This is a genomic window from Sphingomonas sp. PL20, assembly GCF_017875905.1.
GTDB classification, from domain to species: Bacteria; Pseudomonadota; Alphaproteobacteria; order Sphingomonadales; family Sphingomonadaceae; genus Sphingomonas; species Sphingomonas echinoides.
On record NZ_JAGINH010000004.1, the window covers coordinates 25,628 to 48,679 of the forward strand.

Here is a 23,052-nt window from a genome sequence, read left to right on the forward strand (position 1 = left end):
CCTCTGGCACCCGATCAAGTTCGCATCTGCCCAGAATGCGTTTTCGGACGGTCTGACCTGTTTCCCGTTACCCCCCGCCGTCACCAAATCGCTTAGCGTACACCGCTGTAGAGATTCCCACGGAGCCCGATCTCTGGCTTGCGCAAAGTCGTTTTTTTCTATAATAACGATATTAACGGACGCCGCAATGGTGCTGACCGAGAGGATGCCTGATGAATGTAACGATGATGTGCTCGCCAGCTTTAACTCTGGGGCCACCCCGGGCCGTAGCAGCACCATTTTTTCTGCGCGCCGGAGGCAGTGCTTGACCATGTCCGGCGCGCATCTCGAAATTGCTAAATACGTCCAGGCCGGTGGCATTAGGACCAACGTTCATGACGTCGGTGAGGGACCTCCTGTCGTGCTGATCCATGGATCAGGGCCAGGCGTCACAGCATGGGCAAACTGGCGCACTGTAATCCCCGCCCTTTCGATAGACAGGCGTGTCATCGCTCCCGACATGGTGGGGTTCGGCTTCACAGAACGGCCTTCAAACATCAACTACGATCGCGATGTTTGGGTAAACCATCTGGTTGACCTTCTGGATGCCATGGAAATCGATCGCGTTGATCTCATTGGAAATTCCTTTGGTGGTGCGCTGTCCCTGGCTTTTGCCATAAGGTTTCCGGGGCGCGTCCGGAAACTCGTTTTGATGGGGGCTGCCGGCGTCGATTTTAAAATAACAGAAGGTCTTGATGCGGTTTGGGGGTATGAACCGTCCGCGGAAAATATGCGCAAAATCATGGATTACTTCGCGTACGACAGGAGTTTGGTAAACGACGAACTTGCCGAACTCCGGTTTAAGGCCAGTATCAGACCCGGCTTCCAAGAAGCCTTTTCGTCGATGTTTCCGTCACCCCGGCAACGGTGGGTTGGCGCGCTCGCCAGTCCCGAGAACGATATTCGAGCTTTACAACACGAAACGCTTATTCTGCATGGCCGTGACGATCAGGTGGTTCCGCTCGAGACTTCTTTGCGCCTCCACGAGCTTATTATTTCATCTCAGCTTCATGTCTTTGGCCGGTGCGGCCACTGGGTCCAGATCGAGCATGCTACTGGTTTCACACGACAAGTGCGGGACTTCCTTTCCGACGCAGAGGGTCAAACCTCGGTCTGAGCCGATTTCTGTCCTGCGTTACAAAACCGATGATGACTAGAATATATGTGATTTAGGAAAGGTAAGTACGATGAACACCAGCACTCCTCAATCAAAATCGCTTTGGTCCGATCAACAGATCCTCGACATGGTTAATGAGGAAACCGGCAGGTTGAACCCCGCGGTATATAGTGATGAAAGCCTTTACGAGCTTGAACTCGAGCGGGTTTTCGGACGATCGTGGCTTCTGTTGGGTCACGAGAGTCAACTGAAGAAGCCCGGCGATTTTGTCACCAATTACATGGGAGAAGACCCGGTCATCGTCGTGAGGCAAAAGGACGGCAGTATAAAGGTCTTCCTTAACCAGTGCCGGCATCGTGGGATGCGTATCTGCCGAGCCGACGCTGGAAATGCCAAGGCATTCACGTGTACCTATCACGGCTGGGCATATGACACAGGGGGGAATCTGGTAAGTGTTCCCTTCGAGAAAGGTACCCCTCCGGTGTGGACCGCCTTGCCGGGAACGGGTGATCGGCTGACGTAGCACTGGTGCAAGCGACGGTGTTTGCACCGGTGTTAGCGATGGTGCGATGAGTCAGATCACGATTATTTCGGGCGCGGAGCGGCGCCGGGTTTGGACGGACGATCAGAAGCGGGCGCTGGTGGCGGCGGCCTGCGAGCCGGGAGCGAGCGTGGCGGAGATCGCGCGGCGTGCCGACCTGCGGCCGAGCCAGCTTTATCGGTGGCGACGCGATCTTGCCGAGCCGGTGTCGCCGGGCTTCGCGGCGGTGACGGTCGGCGCCGAGCCTGAGCCCGCGGCAGGATGCGCGATAGTGCTGGAGGTCGGCGGGGCGGTGCTGCGGATCGCAAGCGATGCGCCGCCCGCATTGGTGGCGGCTGTGGTGCGGTCGCTCAGGCGATGATCCCGGTCCGAAGCGACGTCCGGATCTGGCTCGCGACCGGGTGCACAGACATGCGCCGTGGGATGTTCGGTTTGGCGTTGCTGGTGCAGCAAGGGCTCAAGCGCGACCCGCATGCCGGCGATCTCTACATCTTCCGTGGACGACGCGGCGATCTGATCAAGGTGCTGTGGCATGACGGTGTGGGTATGTCGCTCTATGCCAAGCGGCTCGACCGTGGACGGTTCATATGGCCTGCGGCGACTGATGGCGTCGTAGCGATCACCGCGTCGCAGATGGCGTGTCTGCTCGAAGCGATCGACTGGCGTAATCCGCGCATGACATGGCGTCCGCAGGCCGCTGGATGATGCTAAAAAGCTAGGTTTTCCGGGGCTTTTTCGCTATCCTCAAGCCATGGCAGCGGCACCCATCAGCGATGTCACGGCGCTTCGCGCGGCACTTCTGGATGCCGAGGCCGAAGCTGCCCGCGCGAAGGCGATCAACGCCGATCTGGTGGCCCGGGTGGCTCTGCTCGAGTTGCAGAACGAGAAGATGCGTCGGGCACTTTACGGGCAGCGTTCCGAGCGCGGCCAGTTGTTGATCGGCCAGCTCGAGCTTGGTCTGGAGGAGCTGGAGGCGAGCGCCGGCGAGGATGAGGCTCTGGGCCAGCGTGCCGCGGCCGGCACCCCTGTCGAGGCGTTCACCCGGACGCGACCTTCGCGCAAGCCGTTGCCGGCGCATCTGCCGCGCGAGCGCGTCGTCGTTGCCGCGCCCACCAGTTGCGCCTGCTGCGGGTCGGACCGGCTGTCGAAGCTGGGCGAGGACGTGACCGAGACGCTGGAGGTGATCCCGCGGCAGTGGAAGGTCGTGCAGACCGTTCGTGAGCGGTTCGCCTGCCGCGTGTGCGAGGGTATCACCCAGCCACCTGCTCCGTTCCATGCGACGCCGCGCGGGCTGTTCGGACCAAGCTTTCTGGCGATGGTCATGTTCGAGAAGTTCGGGACGCATCAGCCGCTCAACCGTCAGCGCGACCGCTATGCTCGGGAGGGCGTGGAGATCAGTCTGTCGACGCTCGCCGACCAGGTCGGGGCGTGCGCGGCCGCACTCGCGCCGCTCCACCGGCTGATCGAGGCGCACGTTCTAGCCGCCGAGCGGCTCCACGGCGACGACACGACCGTGCCGGTGCTGGCGAAGACCACGGCCCATGTCGGACGCCTATGGACCTACGTGCGCGATGACCGACCGTTCGCAGGGCCTGCGCCGCCAGCTGCCCTGTTCCGCTATTCGCGGACCCGTCGCGCCGAACATCCGGTCGCACATCTCACCGGCTATGGCGGTATCCTGCAAGGCGACGCCTATGCCGGCTACAACACCCTGTTCCGCTCCGATCGGTCGCCGTCACCAGTCACCCGTGCACTCTGCTGGGCACATGCCAGGCGCAAGTTCTTCGAGCTGGGCGACGTCGCCGCGCAGCTGAAGCGGCGTAAGGGTGCATCGGTCATCTCGCCGATCGCGGCCGAAGCGGTCAGGCGGATCGACGTGATCTTCGACGCCGAACGCGCGGTCAACGGCAACACCATCGCGGAGCGGCTTGCCATGCGCCAGGAGATCGCGATCCCGCTCGTCACAGACCTGGAGCAGTGGCTGCGATCCCAGCGTGCCGCGCTCGCACGCCACAACCCGGTCGCGGGTGCGATCGACTACATGCTCAAGGACTGGGCTGCGTTCGCCCGGTTCCTCGACGACGGCCGTATCTGCCTGACCAACAACGCCGCAGAACGCGCGCTGCGTGGCGTGGCCCTCGGTAGGAAGTCGTGGCTGTTCGCAGGCTCCGACCGCGGCGGCGAGCGCGCCGCGTTCATGTATACGCTGATCGGCACCGCCAAGCTCAACGACATCGATCCGCAAGCCTGGCTCGCCGACGTCCTCGCTCGCATCGCCGATATCCAGCAGAGCCAGCTTTGCGAACTGCTACCTTGGAACTGGCGACGACCAGCAGAACTGCTCAAGGCCGCGTAAACGCGGTCCTTACCGGATGCTTACCGAGAAAGAGGCATTCCCCTGCCTTAACAAGGCAGATTGGGGCCCCCTACAGGCCCGGGTCGAAACCTACAAAGGTTTGATCTTTGCAAATTGGGATGCTGATGCTCCGGACCTGAATACCTATCTCGGCGATGCCCGGTTTTACATGGATCATATGCTGGATCGCACCGAGGCGGGGACGGAAGCGATTCCCGGCGTCCAAAAGTGGGTGATCCCATGCAACTGGAAGTTTGCCGCCGAACAGTTCTGTAGCGACATGTATCATGCCGGCACCACCTCGCACCTTTCCGGAATTCTCGCTGGCTTGCCCGAGGGATTGGAACTGACGGACCTTATGCCGCCGTCCGTCGGTAAACAGTATCGCGCACCATGGGGCGGGCACGGCACCGGCTTCTATATCGGCGACCCGAACCTACTCCTGGCTATTATGGGTCCGAAAATCACCAGCTATATGACCGAAGGCCCCGCAGCCGAAAAGGCCGCCGAACGTTTGGGTAGCGTCGAACGCGGCACCGAAGTGATGGCTCAGCACATGACGGTATTCCCGACCTGCTCCTTCCTGCCCGGCATTAATACCATCCGGGCGTGGCATCCGCGCGGCCCGAACGAGGTAGAGGTTTGGGCTTTCACACTTGTCGACGCCGACGCCCCAGAAGACATCAAAGAAGAATTCCGGCGTCAAACGTTGCGAACTTTTTCCGCAGGCGGCGTGTTCGAGCAGGACGACGGCGAGAACTGGGTCGAGATACAGCACATTCTGCGCGGCCATAAGGCACGGAGCCGCCCGTTCAACATCGAAATGGGTCTTGGCAAAGCCGTTGATAACGACCCGGATTACCCCGGGATGATCAGCTACGTATATAGCGAAGAGGCGGCCAGAGGTATGTACGCACAATGGGCGCGCATGATGACGTCGAAGAACTGGGAAGCCCTCAACGCCACCCGTCCGACTGAGGGAGAGACCGGACCGGGGACGCCTGCCGCCATTCCTGTAGCTGCGGAATAGCTCCTCCTACGTGACCACACCCTCCCTATTAGCAGTTAAACGACAAGGGCTACCCCATGTTGATGTCAACAGATACACGCGACACCTTTCAATCGAAGCCAGTCACAATTGCACCGGAGCTTCAACAAGAGATCGAACAGTTTTATTATTGGGAAGCCAAGCTTCTCAATAATCGTCGCTTTGAAGAATGGTTCGGCTTGCTAGCAGCAGATATTCGGTACTTTATGCCGATCCGCACCACACGAAGTATGCGGGAAGCGGATCAGGAATACTCCGGTGTTGGTGAGTACGCCCATTTTGACGACGATTACAACATGATGAAGGGCCGAATTCGGAAGATTACATCCGACGTTAGCTGGTCTGAGAATCCTGCATCACGTACTCGGCACCTCATCACCAACGTAATGATCGCCCCGGGCATGTCAGCAGACGAGTATCAGATCTCCAACGCAGTCTTGGTATATCGCAACCGACTAGAACGTCAGCTTGACATCTTTGCGGGCGAACGTCGTGACACGCTGAGGCGAACGGTAAAGGAATCGGGCTTCGAGATCGTGAGCCGAACGATCCTTATCGACCAAAGCACGATCCTCGCCAACAACCTCAGCTTCTTTTTCTAACGGTAGCACCAGTGGTTTGGACAAAGGTCATTGAGCAATCAGCTCTGCAGCCTGGCGATATGCATCGCCACGAAGGTGGACCGGAGCCGGTGCTCCTATGTAATGTCGACGGCGATTTCTATGCAGTACAGGATACATGTACGCATGGGGAATGGGCGCTGTCGGATGGTTACATCAAGGGTGATGTTGTTGAGTGCTCCCTTCATTTCGCAAAGTTCTGCGTACGCACCGGCAAGGTGACTGCGCTGCCCGCCTGCAAGGCGCTTCGGGTTTTTCCCGTGAAGGTCGAGAACAATGCAGTCCTGATCGACCTTGACGCCGGGGCAGATAATTAATGGTTCAACACATTGCAATTATTGGCAGCGGAGTAGCTGGTGTCACAACAGCGCAGTTACTGCGTGGTGAAGGCTATAAGGGGCGTATCTCTCTCATCGGAGACGAAATCCATCTGCCTTACGACAGGCCGTCGTTATCCAAGGGGGTACTTGGTGGCGACCTTTCACAATCACCGCCGCTTGTCGCCCGCGAGTGGTACGATGAGGCCGGGATAGACCTGATCTTCGGAAGAACCGCAAAAGTGGTAGATACGGCGAAGAAGCAAATCATTCTTGACGATGGGACCACGCTGGCGGCCGATGTGATCGTAGTTGCTACTGGCAGCCGTGCGAAACAGCCTTTGCTTTCAGGTGTCGATCTTTCCGGGGTCGCTACACTGCGCAACCACGACGACGTGGATCGTCTACGACGAGAATGGGTCTCCGGGACGCGGCTCGTAGTTATGGGTGGCGGGCTGATAGGCTGCGAGGTCGCCACTACGGCGCGCAAACGTGGTCTCGAAGTTACAATTCTAGAAGCATCTGATGAATTGCTGATGCGAGTCTTGGGACGCCGTATTGGCAGTTGGACCCGCGAGAGGTTGTTGGAACTCGGCGTGCGGGTAGAACTCGGGGTCGCCGTCGAAAGGTTTGTCGGGCAGGGCCATCTCGCTGCGGTTATCGCTTCGGATGGTCATAGATACGACGCCGACGCGGCTCTGATTTGCATCGGTGCTGAGCCGGCGGATCAACTCGCCAAACAAGCGGGTTTGGCCTGTGACCGTGGGATCCTGGTCAATGCGAGCGGCGCCACCCAGGTTGAGGGAATATTCGCCGTTGGGGATGTCGCAAGTTGGCCACTGCGTGATGGCGGACGTCGGTCGTTGGAAACTTACCTCAATGCACAACGCCAAGCGGCGGCAGTGGTAGGTGCTATCCTTGGAAAAGATGAGCCTGCACCACAGACTCCTGTCTCGTGGACCGAGATTGCAGGACATCGAATGCAGATTGGTGGTGATATCGAAGGGGCGGGTGAGATTGTTGCGCGCGGAAGCCTGGGTGCCGGACCTGCACTACTATTCCGGGTTGTCGACAATGTAGTTCGGGCGGTGGTGGCTGTCGATGCGCCGCGCGATTTCGCCATGGCTTTTAAGCTCGTAGAAGGTGGGGCCCGCATTCCGCCGGAAGCGCTGAGAGATCAAGGAATAAGTCTGCGCGATATCGCGCGTTCCACTCAGGTAGGATAATAATATGAGACTGAGAGGTGAGGTCGCACTTGTTACAGGCGGCGCTTCAGGGTTAGGGCGAGCAGTTGTCGATCGCTATGTCGCAGAGGGTGCGCGGGTCGCCGTGCTGGATAGATCGAGTATTGGGTTAGCCAAGCTCAAAGAAACGCATGGAGATGCCATTGTAGGAATAGAAGGTGACGTCCGGCTTCTAGAGAGCAACAAGCACGCCGTAGCCCGTTGCATTGAAGCCTTCGGAAAGCTCGACTGCCTCGTAGGTAACGCAGGCGTCTGGGATTATATGGCCACTCTGGTCAGCATGCCTGATGACCAAATAGAAGCTGCTTTTGACGAAATGTTTTCGGTTAACGTCAAGGGTTATCTCTTAGCTGTCAAAGCCGCTCTTCCAGCGCTTTACGATAGCAAGGGGCGCGTTATCTTGACGGCCTCTAATGCCGCGTTTTACACGTCGGGCGGGGGACCGCTCTACACGTCCAGCAAACATGCCGTAGTTGGTTTAATCAAGCAACTCGCTTATGAGTTGGGGCCGCATATCCGCGTCAACGGCATCGCACCTGGAGGTGTCGTCGGAAGCGATCTTCGTGGCCTGAAGGCACTCGGACTACAAGAGCAGAGCATATCAACGATATCGCTGCCGGACATGCTTGATCATGTGCTGCCCACAGGAAAAGTCGCCACGGCCGAGGAATACACAGGTGCCTATGTCTTCTTTGCGACGCGGGCTGAGACTGTTCCCCTCACCGGTTCCATTCTGGACTTTAACAGCGGCTGGGGCGTCCGCGGCCTGATAGATGTTAATCTAGGTGCCGAGCTCGACAGATGCTTCGGTAAACAAACTATGGACGGAAAAGCGGCATGAGCATTCAACGACTTGGCTACTTGGGCTTCGAGGTATCAGACGTCAATGCTTGGCGGGCTTTCGCCACTACGAAGCTGGGTATAATGGAATGCTCCGGCGGCGCGGACAATGCGCGCTTTCGAATTGACAGTCGCGCATGGCGTTTGAATGTCGCTAAGGGGCCCGCAGACGATCTATCGTTCTCTGGCTACGAGGTTGATAGTGAAGACGCTCTTGCGGCTGTCAAGGACCGCTTGGAAAAGCACCACGTTACCGTAACCGTCGAAGGGGCCGACCTTGCAGCGGACCGGGGGGTTATGGGGCTAATTTCATGCCTAGATCCTGCAGGAAATCGTGTCGAGATATTTTATGGGGGCACAGAGGTTTTCGAAAAGCCCTTTACTTCTCCAATTGGGGTTTCCGGGTTTTTGACTGGCGATCAGGGCCTAGGACATTACGTTCTAAACGTTCCTGACATATCGTTGGCTCTTGATTTCTACATTAAAAGCCTTGGCTTTCACCTTTCAGACATTATTGATTGGAAATTAAGCGATCAATTGACTGTACGGTTGACCTTTCTGCATTGCAACGGACGGCACCATACGCTGGCTTTGGTTAGCATGCCGGAAGGAAAGACGCTTCATCATTTCATGCTCGAGCTAAACCAACTCGACGATGTTGGCTTGGCTTTCGACAAATTTGAGATCGACGGGGCGGTCGTAGCGACTCTGGGACGGCATACGAACGACCATATGGTTTCGTTCTACGGCGCAACTCCGTCCGGCTTTTCAATCGAATATGGTTGGGGCGCGCGAAGTGTCGCACCTGGCTGGTCTGTGGTCCGCTATGACAGTATTAGCATATGGGGGCATAAGTTTGTTGGCTTGAACTAGAAAGTTCTCAGTATTTGATGCCTTTCAAATATAAAGCAAAAAAATTAATTTATGGAGCAGGTGATGATAGGTTACCTATTGCCGCTTTTAGCGGCATCATTTTTGCTTGTATGCTCTTCATCGGTACAGGCGCAAACCAACCCGGCGGATGAAGCTACTATACCCAACCAAGGAATGGTTTATTCTCCTTCAACGTCTTTGCAAGAAGGCGATAGCACCGCAATTCCCAGCGATTTTAAACATTGGTTGGTACACGTAGACGGTGCCAACGTGTTCACTAATGAGAGTTCGAGTGTCGCGGTTGGCGGTGCTAAGGTACCAGACGGCTCGGTTTCGCTTGCGAACAATCTTACTGCGACGTTTGATGTCAGCTATTTTTTGACGCCTAAAATTGCGCTAAATGTCTATTCTGGATATCCGCCGCGAGCGCACATCAAGGGGGCTGGCTCGCTCGCCGCCTTCGGCACGTTGGCGAGCGCCAATTACGGCCCTTTGACTGTGTCGGGCGAATATCACTTCTCAGGTTTCGGCGCGCTCAAGCCGTATGTCGGCGCAGGCGTAACCTATGTCGTGTTCCTGAATGTTGACGATGCTGCACTTAATGACGTCAGCGTTGACAATGCGTTCGGGCCTGCACTGAAGCTTGGGGTCGACTACGACGTTTCTGAGCGCTGGACATTACACAGTTATATTCAACAGATTTGGGTGAGCACTAATGTGACCGCAAAAGTCGGTCCAGCACCGGCTTCGGCGCATGTAGCGATAAACCCGACCATTATCGGTGTAGGAATTGGCTATCGCTTCTGATCGTTTAAAGATCAAACGAATGATTTCATGAAAATCGCCTATGATGCAGGAGATTTTGATCGGAAGAATTCCGGTGGAGGAAATGTGATGCTTGGACAGATGATGCACTCGCCACTGCTCGTGTCGTCGATCCTGCGACACGCGTCGGCCTATCACGGTGACACGGAGGTGGTATCGCGTACCGTGGAAGGGTCGATCCACCGCTATACCTATGCCGAGCTTTCAGGGCGCGCGCAGAAGCTCGCCAATGCCCTCGGACGCCTCGGCCTCGAAAATGGCGACCGGGTCGGAACACTGGCCTGGAACGGCTATCGGCACATGGAGCTCTATTATGGCGTGTCCGGATCCGGCCTAGTCTGCCACACGATCAATCCACGCCTCTTCCCAGAGCAGATCGCCTATCTCATCGCGCATGCCGGAGACCGGATCCTCTTCTCGGACCTGTCGTTTCTGCCGATCCTCGAAGCGCTGGCGGACAGGCTGAAGGACCTGAAGGCCGTCGTCATCATGACCGACGAAGCCCATATGCCGAAATCCGAGATCCTTCCCGGTCTCGTCTGCTACGAGACACTGATCGCGGGAGAATCGGACGAATACGAGTGGCCGGATATCGATGAGAATACTGCGTCCGGCCTGTGCTACACCTCCGGGACTACGGGCGAGCCCAAGGGCGTGCTCTACAGCCATCGGTCCAGCGTATTGCACGGCATGACCTGCGCGCTGCCCGACGTGATGGGACTCTCAGCCCTGGATGCGGCCTCTCCGATCGTGCCGATGTTCCACGTCAATGCCTGGGGTGTCCCTTTCGCGGCACCGATGGTCGGCGCCAAGCTTGTCATGCCGGGACCGAGGCTGGACGGCGCCAGCCTACATGAGCTGTTCGAGCAGGAAGGCGTGACATTTACCGCCGGTGTGCCGACCGTTTGGCTCGCGCTGCTGGACTGGATGGACTTGCACGCCCAATCGTTTACCAGTTTGAAGCGCGTTGCGATCGGGGGTTCCGCTTCGCCTTCGATCATGATCAGTCGCTTCCAGAACCAAGGTGTCATGGTCCGGCATGTGTGGGGCATGACCGAGACCAGCCCGATCGGCCTCGCCGCGACGTTGAAAACGAAGCACGAAGGACTACCGGCCGAACAGAAGCTGTCGCTGCAGGCCAAGCAGGGAAGACCGCTTTTCGGCATGGAGTTCTGCATCATAGGCGCCGAGGGTGAGCCGATCGCGAGGGACGGCAACAGCTTCGGTTCGATGCTCGTACGCGGCCCCTGGGTAGCCGCTAGCTATTTCAACAGCCCCATCAGCCACGCGCACGCGGCCGAGGGCTGGTTCGACACAGGCGACGTTGTAACCATGGATGCCGATGGTTTCGTCCAGATCGTCGACCGCACCAAGGATGTGGTGAAATCCGGCGGCGAATGGATCAGCTCGATCGAGCTGGAGAATATCGCTCAGGCCCATCCGGCCATCAAAGAGGCTGCTGTCGTCGCCAAGCCGGACGAGCGTTGGGGCGAGCGCCCGGTGCTCGTCGTGCAGCTTAACCCGGAGATGAATTTCTCAACTCAGGACATGGTAGACCTGTACACGGGCAAGGTTCCTAAATGGAGTATTCCGGACGATGTGGTGGTCGTCGATGAGCTGCCGCATACCGCGACCGGCAAGCTACTGAAAATAGCCATCCGCGCGATTGTCGTGAACAACCTGAGGATGGAATCGCTGGACGACGGTACTGCATCAGGCGACTTGTATAGGTATTGACCTGACCCCGTTTTTTCCTCCATTTGGAGCTAGAGTCCGGCCCGAAGATTGAGGGTCCCCGGCAGGGTTTCGTAGTAAAGTTCTGTACTCGTGCAGTTCATACAAACTCGGCGCATCTCATGCGGCGGCGGAAGCGTCATGTACAGAGATCGGTGCTGCTGGCTACATCGCCCCACCTGGAGTCGGTTCCGGCTGAGGGCGAAATGACACTCTAAGCGGTGGTATCCTTGGGCCAGAGGTATTCGCCAGTGAGGAGGATATGCGCCCATCCGAGCGGTGAGATATGAGCGAGAAGGTGATCGGGCGTCTCGAGCCCTTCGCGGCGTCGGGCTTCGACGGCATGACCGAGATGCAGGGTGTTCCAGTAGACGATGATGGCGGTGAGCAGGTTGAGGCCCGCGATCCGATAGTGCTGGCCCTCGGTGGTGCGGTCGCGGATCTCGCCCTGACGGCCGATGCGCAGGGCGTTCTTCAGCGCGTGGTGCGCTTCGCCCTTGTTGAGGCCGACCTGGGTACGGCGCTGCATGCCGGCATCGAGAATCCATTCGATAATGAACAGCGTCCGTTCGATCCGGCCGACCTCGCGCAATGCGGCCGCCAGATCGTTCTGGCGCGGATAGGCGGCAAGCTTGCGCAGGATGCGGCTCGGCGCGACTTGGCCAGCACTCATGGTAGCCGCGCAGCGGAACAGGTCGGGCCAGTTGGACACGATCAGTGCGTCGCGTGCCTTACCGCCCACCAGCGGGCGCAGTTCGCTCGGCGTGGCGGCGGGATCGAACACGTACAGCCGTTTGGACGGAAGGTCGCGGATACGCAGTACGAGGCGGTAACCGAGCATGGCGCTGATTCCGAACAGATGGTCGGTGAACCCGCCGGTGTCGGCGTACTGCTCCTCGATCCGTCGCCCGGCCTCGTTCATCGTCAGCCCGTCGAGCAGATAGGGTGCCTCGCTGACGGTTGCGGGGATGGTCCGCGATGCGAACGGCGCGAAGCGGTCGTTGACGTGAGTATAGGCCTTGATGCCGGGATCGTTGCCGTAACGGGCGTTGACCGTGTTCATCGCCTCGCCCTGCCGCGCGGCCGGGTAGAATTGTCCGTCGGCCGATGCGGTGGTGCCCATCCCCCAGACCCGCGCCATCGACAGCGCTCCTTGCGCGGCGACCACGTTGGCCAGCGCCTGCTCGATCGCCTCGCTTTCGATGTGCCAGCGCGCGAGGCGGGAGAGTTGCCAGTAATCGTGGGTGTTGCACGCCTCGGCCATCTTGCGCAGTCCCAGGTTCAGCCCCTCGGCGAGCAGGACGTTGAGCAGGCCGATCCGGTCGCCGCATGGTACGCCGGTGCGCAGATGGGTGAAGGCGTCTGTAAACCCGAGTGCGGCGTCCACTTCGAGCAGCAGGTCGGTGATGCGGACGGGCGGCAGGCGACGATACAGGTCGAGCACCAGATCATCGATGCCGTCCGGCGCATCGGCGGTCAGGCGATCGATGCGCAACGTGCCGCCCTCGATGCTGCCTTTCGGGATCGTGCCGTTGCGCGCGGCGCGACCGAGCCGGGCAAGGCCATCGGTAAGTCGGGCCTTGCGGTCGGCTAGCCAGACATGCGGGTCTGGCGGGACCGCCAGCTTCGCGGCGCGCGCGACCGCCATCGGCACGAGGACGTGGCGGAGGTCGCCGTAACGATGCGAGCGATCGAGCCATATGTCGCCCGAGCGCAGCGCGTCGCGCAGGTGGAACATGACCGCGACTTCCCGGAGGCGCGCATCATCGTCGCCCTTCGCCCGCAACTGACGCCGCCATTTGGAATGTGGGCGCAGGAAATCATCGGTAGCCGGAAGTGCGCCCCTGATGGCGATGGCGGTCACAGCATTCAGCAAGGGCCGGGCGACCGGCGCGGCTTCGAGCTCGAGGCAGCGCAGCATGCGCGGGGCATAGCGCCGGAAGCGGTGATACCCCTGATCCACATGGGCCAGCGGATCGTCGCCCAGCGTGTCGGTCAGCGTTCTGGCCGTCGCGACGAGACGGGTAAGATGATCCCATCCCGCTGCACGCGCGACCGCATCCTCCAGCGACGCGCCATCGCCATGCGCGTCGAGCAGCGACCGGCCAAGCGCGGCGAACCCGTCCAGCGTCGCAGTGACGGCCCCTCTGGTTTCCGCGGCGCGCGCATCGTGCAGCTGCTTGGCCTCGCGCCAGGTCCGACCGACAATGCGGTCATGCGTCTCGATCATGGCATCGGCGGTCGCGGCGGCCCATTCGATGACGCAGACCGCAAGGATGGCGCGACGCCGATCGGCGTTCAGGTCGCGCAGGCCATCGGCGAAATAGCGTTCGCCCTGCCGGCGCAGGCGAGCGACGCGATGGGGCGGGACGCCGGCGAGCAGATCAGGGCCGAGGTTCATCGCGCGCAGGAACTCCAAACGGTCGAGCAGCCGGTTCGCCGCGGCGGAATTGTTGCCCGGTTCGATCCGGCGCAGCCAGATGAAGCGACTGATCACCCCCGGCAGCATCTCGGTCGTCAGGCGGTCGAGCCGGGCGCAGGCGACGCGATCGAGGCGCGCGGCGATACGCTTCTCGATATCGCGCTCGGCCGCGACCAGCGCGTCCGCGCACAGCCGCTCGATCGTTGTGATAGCCGGCAGGATGGTGATGGTGTCGCGGCAGCGGGCGATGAAGCGCCGGGCGAGATCGTCGTTCGAGCGGGCCTGTTCGGCTTCGGCGAGCAGCCATTCGCGGAACGAGCGTGCTGGCGCGCCCTGACCGGGGAACGTCCTGTACCCGTAGATTCGGCGCAGCACCTCCATATGTTGCTGTCGCGTCTGGCGACGGACAGCGTAGCGGACGAGCGTGTCGCCAGCGATGCCGAGCTGGGCACCGAGAAATGTAGACACGGCGAGCGGGATCACCTCACCCGGCGCCAGCATCCGGCCGGGATAGCGCAGCGCGCACAGTTGCAGCGCGAAGCCGATCCGGTTTTCCGGCCGGCGACGCCGGTCGATGTGGATCAGGTCGTCGTCCGCCAGGATGTAATGCCGCAGCAGCGACGCCTCGTCGGTCGGCAGATCGAGCAGCGCCGACCGCTGGCGCGCGCTCAGGATATGGCGTCTCGGCATGCGGTAGTGTCCCTGTTGAACAGATGTCTGTTTTGGACAACACTGACCCCGCGCAAATCAAGGGTTTTCGGGATCCGATTTCGGGAAGGTTCAATTGGGACAACGCGCCGCCATCTACGCCCGTGTCTCGACCGCCGACCAGTCGTGCGAGCGGCAGTTGCGCGACTTGGCCGGTTTTGCCGAACGGGGCGGCTATGAGGTGGTCGAGGTCTTCCGCGAAACCGCCTCGGGAATGAAGGCCAACCGCTCGGCGCGCGCCGAAGTGATGAAGCTGGCCCAGGCGCGCCACATCGATGCGATTCTCGTCACCGAACTCAGTCGCTGGGGACGCTCGACGCAGGACCTGCTCGACACGTTGAACCGGCTTTCGGGCTGGCGCGTGTCAGTCGTGGCGATGAGCGGCATGACGTTCGAGGTCGATACGCCGCACGGACGAATGATGGCGACGATGCTCGCCGGCATCGCGCAGTTCGAGCGCGACATGCTGGGTGAGCGCGTCCGTTCGGGACTTGCCGCAGCGCGTGCGCGGGGCCGCAAACTTGGACGGCAGGCGGGAGACCGGCCGAAATCCGACCGGCTGGCAACCAAAGTGTTGGCGCTCATCGCCGAAGGACGCAGCTATCGCTGGATCGCGCGCGATCTAGGCCTCAGCAAGAACACGGTCGGCGCGATCGTCGGCCGTGCCAGGGCGGCTGATCCCCTGGAGCCGGGGCCGGAGGCGATGGCATGAGCATGAAACCGGAGCGTCCCCCGCCAAATTCCAAGCGCAAAGCGCGATTTCGGGAGATCGCGCGCGGGATCGTCGCCAAGGACCGCTACAACCGCAAATACGGCCTTGCCGTTGATACGGCAGGCGCCATCGCCCAGGCATTGGAGCGAGCTTGGCGCGATGGTGTTGGAGGTGTCGGCGCCGATTCGGCCAACCCGATATCCGCTGTCGGGCAGCCGGGTACCGGACCTATGGAATGGGTGCTGATCCCACCCCGCCCAAGAACTGCTTTCTGGAGCATTTGCCTGTTCACGCTGGGGCGTGGCGCCGAGCCGGCGTGGGGCGGACACCTCACCTTGACCATCACCGAACGCGGAACGGCCGGATGGGAACTCGTCGTCCCCGGGCGTGCCCTCGACAAGGCCATCGGCGACAAGACGATCGCACCGCTCCTTCGTCTCGGCCTCTTGGAACCGATGCCGGATGATCCGGAATGTCTCGTGGTTTCAGAGTGCGGGAAGAAAGCCTGGGAGGCCTTTTGCCAACGCGGTGGGCAATACCCCGAGGATCTCACCGATCTGTAGCGCACCCACGCGACGATTACCTCAGAAGTGGCGTTTCACGAACCTCTTCAGCGTCCTGGGTCGAGGCATGAACTTCCTCGCGAATGATCCGATCGGTGATCTCGCCCAGATGCGAAGTCAGCGCGACGCTCAACTCCTCGAATTCCGGCCAGAGTATACCGTCCACGAAGCTGCGCGGTCCCTGTACAACAACTGACTGGCGGTGCATCCGGCTGTAGCGAAACGGCCGCAGACCGTACCGGCGACATAGCGCGACGAACAGCTGACGGGACCAGGGATCGGAGATCGAGAACCTGAACTCCTCGCTCGCCTCTTCGTCACGCGTCTTCTCGAAGCGGCGCCGGAGGCGCTCGGCCGCGGCACCTGCCGCAACCTTCTCGCCCTGGGTCCCAGCCGCGGCATACAGCGCTTCGATCTTGCGCAACGTCGCGCGCAGACGCTCCTCGTTTGGCACCCTTATCAATGCATTGTGGGATTCATGGTCGGAATGCCCTCGAGCATCTGCCGACGCGCGCGCGTGCAAGACAGCACCGCCTCGTGAATCTCGCCTTCCATGATCCGGGTCAGGTCGCGCAAGCCGTGGAATGTGATCTCAAGCTGCGTACGGTCGTCAGCCATGGGATCGCGGTCGACCAGATCGACGATGCCGACCATCATCGCGTGCATCTCTCCGAGCAACCCGACCGCGACATGCGCACGTTCGGACAAGTCGACCTCGTCCTCCCCGGCGAACAGGCCGTCGACGAAGCCATCGAGCTCTTCCATGCGGACCTTCCCGAAATACCGCAGGTTCGGGGCGGTCGCCTCCATCGGCAACCGCGCCAGCCGGAAGGGCTGGCTCCGCTTCTGGTGCTGGGCAAGGTCGTTCCAAAGCCCCTGGACCAGCAAGCCGATCAGCGTCTCCGCTTCCGCCATGCTGTCGAATTCCGGCAGTTCTCCGCCCCACAGCCCTTCCACGACCTGCAACGGTGATGCGCTGAACATTGGCGTCGCGATGTTGCCGAGAAAGCGTGTACGGACCGCGTGGAACGGCACCGGGCAGGCATGGCGATCCAGCAGTGCACGAACCATCTTCGTGTCCGGAGCTTTGCCTTTGCCTGCTGCCATGGGACGTCACGATACCGTCCGGGACCGCTCACCACAAACACGATCTACCGTCCGCGCATGCAAAGCATGCCGAGACACATCCGCTTGGGGTGTCATTTCGCCCTCAGCCGGAACCGACCCCCACCTGCATTCATCGAGCAAGTGTTTATATGACCTGATTCAAGCCGTTCATGTGCAGCTCCGATAGGGAAATAGCCGCGATTCGATCACGCGTGCAGTTTCGATCAGCGGCGGCAGGAAGTCGGTCGGTATGCATGGCTCGCCGATATGGGTCACGATCAGGGAAATAGCAGCTAACACTCCCTGTTCGCTTCCGATCGGGACCGCAATGCATATCAGCCCCGGGGTGATCTCGCCATCGTCGATGGCATAGCCGCGCTCGCGGATATCCGCAAGTTCGCGTGCCAGTTCGGTGGCCGAGGTAATCGTCTTCGACGTCAGGCCGACGAATGGGCCCGCTGCCAGATAGGCTTCCCGCTCCTTCTGCGGCAGATTCGCCAGCAGCGCCTTGCCGATGCCTGAGCAATAGGCCTCCAACTGCATACCCTGCCGTGAGATCATAACGCAGCGAGGATCACCGATCTTGACCAGGTAAGTCATCATATTGTCCTCGAAGATGCCAAAATGAACGGTCTTGCCCGTTCGGCGATAGAGCTCTTTTAGGAGCGGTCGGGCCACCCGTGAGGCGAAGCTTCCCCAGTCGCGCCGTGCAGCGGCGATCCGGGACAAGACCGGCCCAGCGACATATTGGCCACGGCCGACACGGAGCAGGAAGCCACTCTTCTCGAACCCGACCGCCAGGCGGTGTGCGGTGGACAGTGGAATCCCAGCTTCGACCGCCACCCCTGATAGCGAACGGCCGCCATCGTCCTCCAGGATACGGGCCAGCAGCGAAAGCGATTTGATCAAGGTTTGCGGTGGTTCTGTTCTAGTTTTGATCATAAGGCTACTTCTCACGCTATGGGATATGTCGGCAAGCATGATTTGACCGGTCTCCGATCGAAACCTACGCTTCGTCCATGGCAAAAGATTATGAGACTGCGGCCCGGGCGCTGCGCGAAGCTTATTTGGGGGTACCGATTTCCCCATTGCGTGAACTGCTTGAGCCCGTCGATATCGACGGGGCCTATGCCGTCCAGGCGATCAACACACGCCTGTGGCAGGATCAGGGTCGCCGGCTGATCGGGCGCAAAATCGGGCTGACCGCGAAGGCGGTCCAGGCCCAACTCGGCGTCGATCGGCCGGACCTCGGCGCGTTGTTCGAGGACATGCAGATTCCCGATGGCGGCAGGCTCGATCCGGCCAAGGCCATCCAGCCTAAAGCCGAGGCGGAGATCGCCTTCGTAATGGCGCGCGATGTGGATGATCCGGATGTGTCGATCGAGACGCTCACATCAGCGGTCGACTATGCGGTCGCGGCGATCGAGATTGTCGATAGCCGCATCGCGGACTGGAAGATCGCCTTCGCCGATACGGTTGCTGACAACGGCTCTTCGGCGTTCTTTGTGCTCGGTACCGACCACCGGCTATTACGCGACCTTGATCTCTACAGTTGCGGCATGGTGATGGAGATCAACGGCGCAATCGCATCGCTGGGTGCTGGTGCCGCATGCCTCGGTCATCCGCTCAATGCCGTCCAGTGGCTCGCGCGAACGCTCTCCGCGCGCGGAGAGGCGCTCAAGGCCGGTGACATCATCCTGTCGGGCGCTCTTGGCCCGATGGTCGCACTCACTCCCGGCGATCAGGTTCGCACCCGCATCGGCGGCATCGGCACCTGCGCCTTCGAATATGGGACGAAATCATGAGCACGAAGGTCAAGGCGGCGATCATTGGTTCGGGCAATATCGGCACCGACCTGATGATCAAGATGATCAAATATCCGCAAAATATGGAGCTTGTGGCGGTTGTCGGCATCGACGCGGCGTCAGAGGGCCTGGCGATGGCGAAGGCACGCGGTGTGGCAACCACGCATGAAGGTCTCGAGGGTCTCGTCAAGATGGCAGACTATCCCGAGATTGGCATCGTTTTCGATGCAACCTCCGCCTATGCGCATAAGGTACATGACGCCCGGTTGCGTGCCGATGGCAAGCAGGTCATTGACCTGACACCTGCAGCGCTCGGCCCGTTCACGATTCCGCCGGTGAACATGCAGGCTAATCTCGACGCGCCCAACGTCAATATGGTGACGTGCGGCGGGCAAGCGACTATCCCCATGGTGGCGGCCGTCAGCCAGGTCGCGAAGGTACATTACGCAGAGATCGTGGCGTCCGTGTCGTCGAGATCGGCCGGACCAGGTACCCGCGCAAATATTGACGAATTCACTCGTACCACCTCCCGTGCAATCGAACGAGTCGGCGGTGCCGCGCAGGGCAAGGCGATCATCATCTTAAATCCCGCCGAGCCGCCGATGATCATGCGCGATACGGTGTTCACGCTATCGGAAGGCGCAGACGAGGACGCGATCCGCGCTTCGGTCGAGGCGATGGTCGCCAAGGTTCAGGGCTATGTGCCGGGCTATCGCCTCAAGCAGGAAGTCCAGTTCGAGCGCTATGGCGACAACAGCAAGCTCAAGATCCCGGGCCTTGGCGAATTCACCGGCGTAAAGACCTCGATCTATCTCGAGGTTGAGGGTGCGGGCGATTATCTGCCGAGCTACTCGGGCAATCTCGACATCATGACGGCTGCTGCCAAGGCGACCGGCGAACTGCTGGCGCAGAAGATCATGGACCGGAGGGCCGCAGCATGACGTTCGACGTAAACACCCAGAAGATCTACATCCAGGACGTGACGCTGCGCGACGGTATGCATGCCATCAAGCATATGTACGGACTCGACCATGTACGCAGCATCGCCAAGGCGCTCGATGAAGCCGGGGTCGATGCGATTGAGGTGGCGCATGGCGATGGATTGTCGGGCGCGAGCTTCAACTACGGCTTCGGCGCGCACACCGATTGGGAATGGCTGGAAGCGGTCGCAGAGGTTCTGACCAATTCGGTGCTGACCACGCTAATCCTGCCAGGCGTCGGCACAGTCGACGAACTCCGCCGGGCCTATGAACTAGGCGTACGGTCGGTCCGTGTTGCGACACACTGCACCGAGGCCGACGTCTCGAAACAGCATATCGGCATCGCCCGCGATCTCGGCATGGATGTGTCTGGCTTTCTGATGATGAGCCACATGGTCGAACCCGACGCGCTGGCCAGCCAAGCGCTGCTGATGGAAAGCTACGGCGCGCAGTGCGTCTATGTGACTGATAGCGGCGGCGCGCTCGACATGGACGGCGTGCGTGCGCGCCTCAAGGCCTATGATCGCGTGCTCAAGCCCGAAACCGAGCGCGGCATGCACGCGCATCATAACCTGTCTCTCGGCGTCGCCAATTCGATCGTCGCCGCGCAGGAGGGAGCCATCCGCATCGACGCGAGCCTGGCGGGGATGGGCGCGGGAGCGGGCAATGCGCCGCTCGAGGTTTTCGTCGCGGCGGCCGACCGCAAGGGCTGGGACCATGGCTGCAATGTCATGAAGCTGATGGATGCTGCCGAGGATCTTGTTCGACCGTTGCAGGATCGGCCGGTCCGGGTAGATCGCGAAACGCTCGCATTGGGCTATGCCGGGGTCTATTCGTCCTTTCTGCGTCATGCCGAGAAGGCCGCGGCAGATTATGGGCTCGATACTCGCACAATCTTAGTCGAACTCGGCCGACGTAAGATGATCGGTGGACAAGAGGACATGATCGTCGATGTTGCGCTGGACATGTTGCGCGAGCGGGCGGCCTGACCGTTGAGATCGGGCAGAGAATGACAGTGATGGGCCAAACGAACGCTCGCGACTATGCCGATGTCTATCGCCGCAGCATTGCGGAGCCCGAAGCCTTCTGGCTGGAAGCTGCTCGCGCTGTCGATTGGATTGCTGAACCGCGCCGTGCCGCCGCAGTCGAGCCCGATGGCACCTGGCACTGGTTCCCCGACGGTAAGCTGAACAGCTGCTACAACGCACTCGATCGACACGTCGCCGCCGGACGCGGCGATCAGCTCGCGCTGATCTACGACAGCGCGATGACGGAATCGGTCCGCCGTTTCACTTACCTAGAACTATACGATCATGTCGGGCGTGTCGCAGGCATGATGGTTACGCAGGGAGTTGAGGCTGGTGACCGGGTGCTGGTCTATATGCCGATGGTACCCGAGGCAGTGTTCGCAATGCTCGCCTGTGCGCGGCTCGGCGCGATCCACGCGGTGGTGTTCGGCGGATTCGCTGCGGCCGAGCTAGCCAAACGCATTGAGGACGCGACCCCCAAGCTAGTGCTCACCGCCTCCTGTGGTCTCGAGCCTGGGCGGGTCGTCGCCTACAAGCCGCTGCTGGATGACGCGATCGCGCTTTCCACGCACAAGCCGGATAGCTGCATCGTGCTCCAGAGGCCGCAATGCACCGCGCTTCTCATGCCGGGGCGTGATATCGATTGGACCGAGGCGGTCGCCGCAGCACCGCATGCCGATTGCGTGACGGTGGCTTCGGGCGATCCACTCTACATCCTCTACACCTCCGGTACGACCGGCATCCCGAAGGGTGTCGTTCATGACAATGGCGGCCATGCGGTTGCACTAAGCTGGAGCCTGCCGAACATCTATGGCGTGCAACCGGGTGAGACCTTCTGGTCTGCTTCGGACATCGGCTGGGCGGTGGGCCACAGCTATATCGTCTATGCGCCGCTGTTCTGCGGTTGCACCACCGTGCTCTACGAGGGCAAACCGGTCGGGACGCCCGACGCCGGAGCCTTCTGGCGTGTCATTCGCGACCACGGTGTCAGCGTGCTGTTCACCGCGCCGACTGCGATCCGTGCGATCAAGCGCGACGATCCCGATGGCAAGCATGTAGCGGCGGATGGTATTGGCAGCCTGCGCGCTCTGTTCCTGGCCGGCGAGCGCGCCGATCCGGACACGCTCCGTTGGGCGGAGGCGATGTTGAACGTCCCGGTCATCGATCACTGGTGGCAGACCGAACTGGGTTGGCCGGCGCTGGCGATCTGCCTGGGCCTTGGCGAGACGAAAACGCGGCATGGCAGTGCGGGCAGGCCGGTGCCCGGCAACCACTTCGAGGTATTGGGCCCGGACGGCAGGTTGGTGGCGATCGGCGAGACGGGCGACATCGTCATCCGCCTTCCACTCGCGCCGGGCGCACTCACGACCTTGTGGCAGCGGGCCGAGCAGTTCCGCGCCTCCTATCTGGAGGCTCACCCGGGATACTACACCACCGGTGACGCGGGCTTGATTGACGCCGGAGGCTTTGTCCATGTGATGAGCCGCATCGACGACATCATCAACGTCGCAGGCCACCGGCTGTCGACCGGCGGCATCGAGCAGATCATCGCGGCCCATCCCGATGTCGCCGAATGTGCAGTGATCGGCGCGGCCGACGAACTGAAGGGCATGGTCCCGGTGGGATTGGTGGTGCTAAAGACCGGTGTCGATCGGAGCGACGACACGGTATGTCGCGAAGTCGTGGAGCGGGTGCGCAACGAACTCGGGCCGGTCGCCGCCTTCAAGTCTGTAGTGGTCACGCGGCTGCTGCCTAAGACACGATCAGGCAAGATCCTCCGCGCAGCGATCCGCCGCGTCGCCGATGATGAGGCAGTGGCTCTTCCCGCCACGATAGACGATCCCAGTGCGATGGACGCGGTCCGCGAAGCCCTCAATTCGATCGGTTACGGCGCGTCCAAGAGGTGATCTGCGTAAACATCTTTGCATTGTTAGGGTCAGGACCCATTGATGTGAGAGGCGCGATCTGATTCAGGCTCCGTGAGGAGACTGAGGATGAGCGACCTGTACTGGCTAACGGACGAGCAGATGGCACGCCTGCGGCCATATTTCCCAAAGAGCCATGGCAAGCCGCGAGTTGACGACCGGCGGGTGTTGAGCGGCATCGTTTTCGTGAACCGCAATGGGCTGCGCTGGCGTGATGCGCCCAGCGACTACGGCCCGCACAAGACGCT

The 23,052-nt window shown here is 60.7% G+C and carries 24 protein-coding genes; 20 read left to right on the top strand and 4 right to left on the bottom strand.

What is annotated here, in order from left to right:
- Positions 1 to 310: 310 nt before the first annotated feature.
- The 13 genes from H4W01_RS22395 (at position 311) to H4W01_RS22455 (ending at position 11,557) form a co-directional block, all read left to right on the top strand.
- Positions 311 to 1,156 (top strand): alpha/beta fold hydrolase, encoded by an 846-nt coding sequence (locus tag H4W01_RS22395; protein ID WP_209613672.1) that lies wholly within the window; start codon positions 311 to 313, stop codon positions 1,154 to 1,156.
- Between the two features lie 70 nt (positions 1,157 to 1,226).
- Positions 1,227 to 1,679 (top strand): Rieske 2Fe-2S domain-containing protein, encoded by a 453-nt coding sequence (locus H4W01_RS22400; protein WP_209613645.1) that lies wholly within the window; start codon positions 1,227 to 1,229, stop codon positions 1,677 to 1,679.
- 46 nt (positions 1,680 to 1,725) lie between these two features.
- Entirely contained in the window at positions 1,726 to 2,058 is a 333-nt protein-coding gene (gene tnpA, locus H4W01_RS22405; RefSeq protein ID WP_209611178.1) for an IS66-like element accessory protein TnpA, read from the top strand.
- Positions 2,055 to 2,402, top strand: a complete 348-nt coding sequence (gene tnpB / locus H4W01_RS22410; RefSeq protein WP_010189271.1) for an IS66 family insertion sequence element accessory protein TnpB — start codon at positions 2,055 to 2,057, stop codon at positions 2,400 to 2,402. The genes tnpA and tnpB overlap by 4 nt, the downstream gene beginning before the upstream one ends.
- A gap of 46 nt (positions 2,403 to 2,448) precedes the next feature.
- A complete protein-coding gene (gene tnpC, locus H4W01_RS22415; RefSeq protein ID WP_209611180.1) occupies positions 2,449 to 4,053 on the top strand; it encodes an IS66 family transposase in 1,605 nt (534 codons plus the stop codon).
- Between the two features lie 16 nt (positions 4,054 to 4,069).
- The gene (locus H4W01_RS22420; RefSeq protein ID WP_334685448.1) at positions 4,070 to 5,083 is read left to right on the top strand and encodes an aromatic ring-hydroxylating dioxygenase subunit alpha; all 1,014 of its coding nucleotides are present in this window, start codon (positions 4,070 to 4,072) and stop codon (positions 5,081 to 5,083) included.
- Positions 5,084 to 5,139: 56 nt separating this feature from the next.
- Complete coding sequence (locus tag H4W01_RS22425; RefSeq protein WP_209613648.1) at positions 5,140 to 5,703, top strand: aromatic-ring-hydroxylating dioxygenase subunit beta; 564 nt, start codon at positions 5,140 to 5,142, stop codon at positions 5,701 to 5,703.
- A gap of 11 nt (positions 5,704 to 5,714) precedes the next feature.
- The gene (locus H4W01_RS22430) at positions 5,715 to 6,038 is read left to right on the top strand and encodes a non-heme iron oxygenase ferredoxin subunit (RefSeq protein WP_209613650.1); all 324 of its coding nucleotides are present in this window, start codon (positions 5,715 to 5,717) and stop codon (positions 6,036 to 6,038) included.
- On the top strand, positions 6,038 to 7,264 hold the full coding sequence (locus H4W01_RS22435) for an NAD(P)/FAD-dependent oxidoreductase (protein ID WP_209613652.1): 1,227 nt from the start codon (positions 6,038 to 6,040) through the stop codon (positions 7,262 to 7,264). The genes H4W01_RS22430 and H4W01_RS22435 overlap by 1 nt, the downstream gene beginning before the upstream one ends.
- A gap of 4 nt (positions 7,265 to 7,268) precedes the next feature.
- The gene (gene hcaB / locus H4W01_RS22440) at positions 7,269 to 8,123 is read left to right on the top strand and encodes a 3-(cis-5,6-dihydroxycyclohexa-1,3-dien-1-yl)propanoate dehydrogenase (protein WP_209613654.1); all 855 of its coding nucleotides are present in this window, start codon (positions 7,269 to 7,271) and stop codon (positions 8,121 to 8,123) included.
- Entirely contained in the window at positions 8,120 to 8,995 is an 876-nt protein-coding gene (bphC, locus tag H4W01_RS22445) for a biphenyl-2,3-diol 1,2-dioxygenase (protein ID WP_209613656.1), read from the top strand. The genes hcaB and bphC overlap by 4 nt, the downstream gene beginning before the upstream one ends.
- Before the next feature lie 51 nt (positions 8,996 to 9,046).
- Entirely contained in the window at positions 9,047 to 9,802 is a 756-nt protein-coding gene (locus H4W01_RS22450; RefSeq protein ID WP_209613658.1) for an OmpW/AlkL family protein, read from the top strand.
- Between the two features lie 27 nt (positions 9,803 to 9,829).
- Positions 9,830 to 11,557: a long-chain-fatty-acid--CoA ligase gene (locus tag H4W01_RS22455; protein ID WP_334685449.1), complete on the top strand. Its 1,728-nt coding sequence runs from the start codon at positions 9,830 to 9,832 to the stop codon at positions 11,555 to 11,557.
- Between the two features lie 211 nt (positions 11,558 to 11,768).
- On the opposite strand, the gene H4W01_RS22460 is transcribed toward H4W01_RS22455, so the two are convergent.
- The gene (locus H4W01_RS22460; protein ID WP_209613660.1) at positions 11,769 to 14,666 is read right to left on the bottom strand and encodes a Tn3 family transposase; all 2,898 of its coding nucleotides are present in this window, start codon (positions 14,664 to 14,666) and stop codon (positions 11,769 to 11,771) included.
- A gap of 94 nt (positions 14,667 to 14,760) precedes the next feature.
- Here H4W01_RS22460 and H4W01_RS22465 point away from each other — a divergent pair, with 94 nt between their 5' ends.
- Together H4W01_RS22465 and H4W01_RS22470 are read left to right on the top strand one after the other, a co-directional pair.
- Complete coding sequence (locus H4W01_RS22465) at positions 14,761 to 15,396, top strand: recombinase family protein (RefSeq protein WP_209613662.1); 636 nt, start codon at positions 14,761 to 14,763, stop codon at positions 15,394 to 15,396.
- A complete protein-coding gene (locus tag H4W01_RS22470) occupies positions 15,393 to 15,959 on the top strand; it encodes a hypothetical protein (protein ID WP_209613665.1) in 567 nt (188 codons plus the stop codon). Before H4W01_RS22465 ends, H4W01_RS22470 begins: the two co-directional genes overlap by 4 nt.
- Positions 15,960 to 15,975: 16 nt before the next feature.
- On the opposite strand, the gene H4W01_RS22475 is transcribed toward H4W01_RS22470, so the two are convergent.
- The 3 genes from H4W01_RS22475 to H4W01_RS22485 all read right to left on the bottom strand — a co-directional run bounded on the left by H4W01_RS22475 (position 15,976) and on the right by H4W01_RS22485 (position 18,008).
- Positions 15,976 to 16,383 (bottom strand): hypothetical protein, encoded by a 408-nt coding sequence (locus tag H4W01_RS22475; protein WP_334685450.1) that lies wholly within the window; start codon positions 16,381 to 16,383, stop codon positions 15,976 to 15,978.
- Between the two features lie 35 nt (positions 16,384 to 16,418).
- Positions 16,419 to 17,030, bottom strand: coding sequence for a hypothetical protein (locus tag H4W01_RS22480; protein ID WP_334685451.1), 612 nt, complete (start codon positions 17,028 to 17,030; stop codon positions 16,419 to 16,421).
- A 204-nt stretch (positions 17,031 to 17,234) separates the two neighbouring features.
- Positions 17,235 to 18,008, bottom strand: coding sequence for an IclR family transcriptional regulator (locus tag H4W01_RS22485; RefSeq protein WP_126849412.1), 774 nt, complete (start codon positions 18,006 to 18,008; stop codon positions 17,235 to 17,237).
- Positions 18,009 to 18,085: 77 nt separating this feature from the next.
- On the opposite strand from H4W01_RS22485, the gene H4W01_RS22490 reads away from it, so the two are divergent.
- From H4W01_RS22490 to H4W01_RS22510, 5 genes are all read left to right on the top strand, one after another.
- Positions 18,086 to 18,871, top strand: a complete 786-nt coding sequence (locus tag H4W01_RS22490) for a 2-keto-4-pentenoate hydratase (protein WP_126849411.1) — start codon at positions 18,086 to 18,088, stop codon at positions 18,869 to 18,871.
- The gene (locus tag H4W01_RS22495; RefSeq protein ID WP_126849410.1) at positions 18,868 to 19,812 is read left to right on the top strand and encodes an acetaldehyde dehydrogenase (acetylating); all 945 of its coding nucleotides are present in this window, start codon (positions 18,868 to 18,870) and stop codon (positions 19,810 to 19,812) included. The genes H4W01_RS22490 and H4W01_RS22495 overlap by 4 nt, the downstream gene beginning before the upstream one ends.
- Positions 19,809 to 20,840: a 4-hydroxy-2-oxovalerate aldolase gene (gene dmpG, locus H4W01_RS22500; protein ID WP_126849409.1), complete on the top strand. Its 1,032-nt coding sequence runs from the start codon at positions 19,809 to 19,811 to the stop codon at positions 20,838 to 20,840. Before H4W01_RS22495 ends, dmpG begins: the two co-directional genes overlap by 4 nt.
- 29 nt (positions 20,841 to 20,869) lie before the next feature.
- Entirely contained in the window at positions 20,870 to 22,786 is a 1,917-nt protein-coding gene (locus H4W01_RS22505) for an AMP-binding protein (RefSeq protein ID WP_126849414.1), read from the top strand.
- Positions 22,787 to 22,873: 87 nt separating this feature from the next.
- On the top strand, positions 22,874 to 23,052 hold a 179-nt coding region (locus H4W01_RS22510), incomplete at its 3' end, for a transposase (RefSeq protein WP_209613676.1).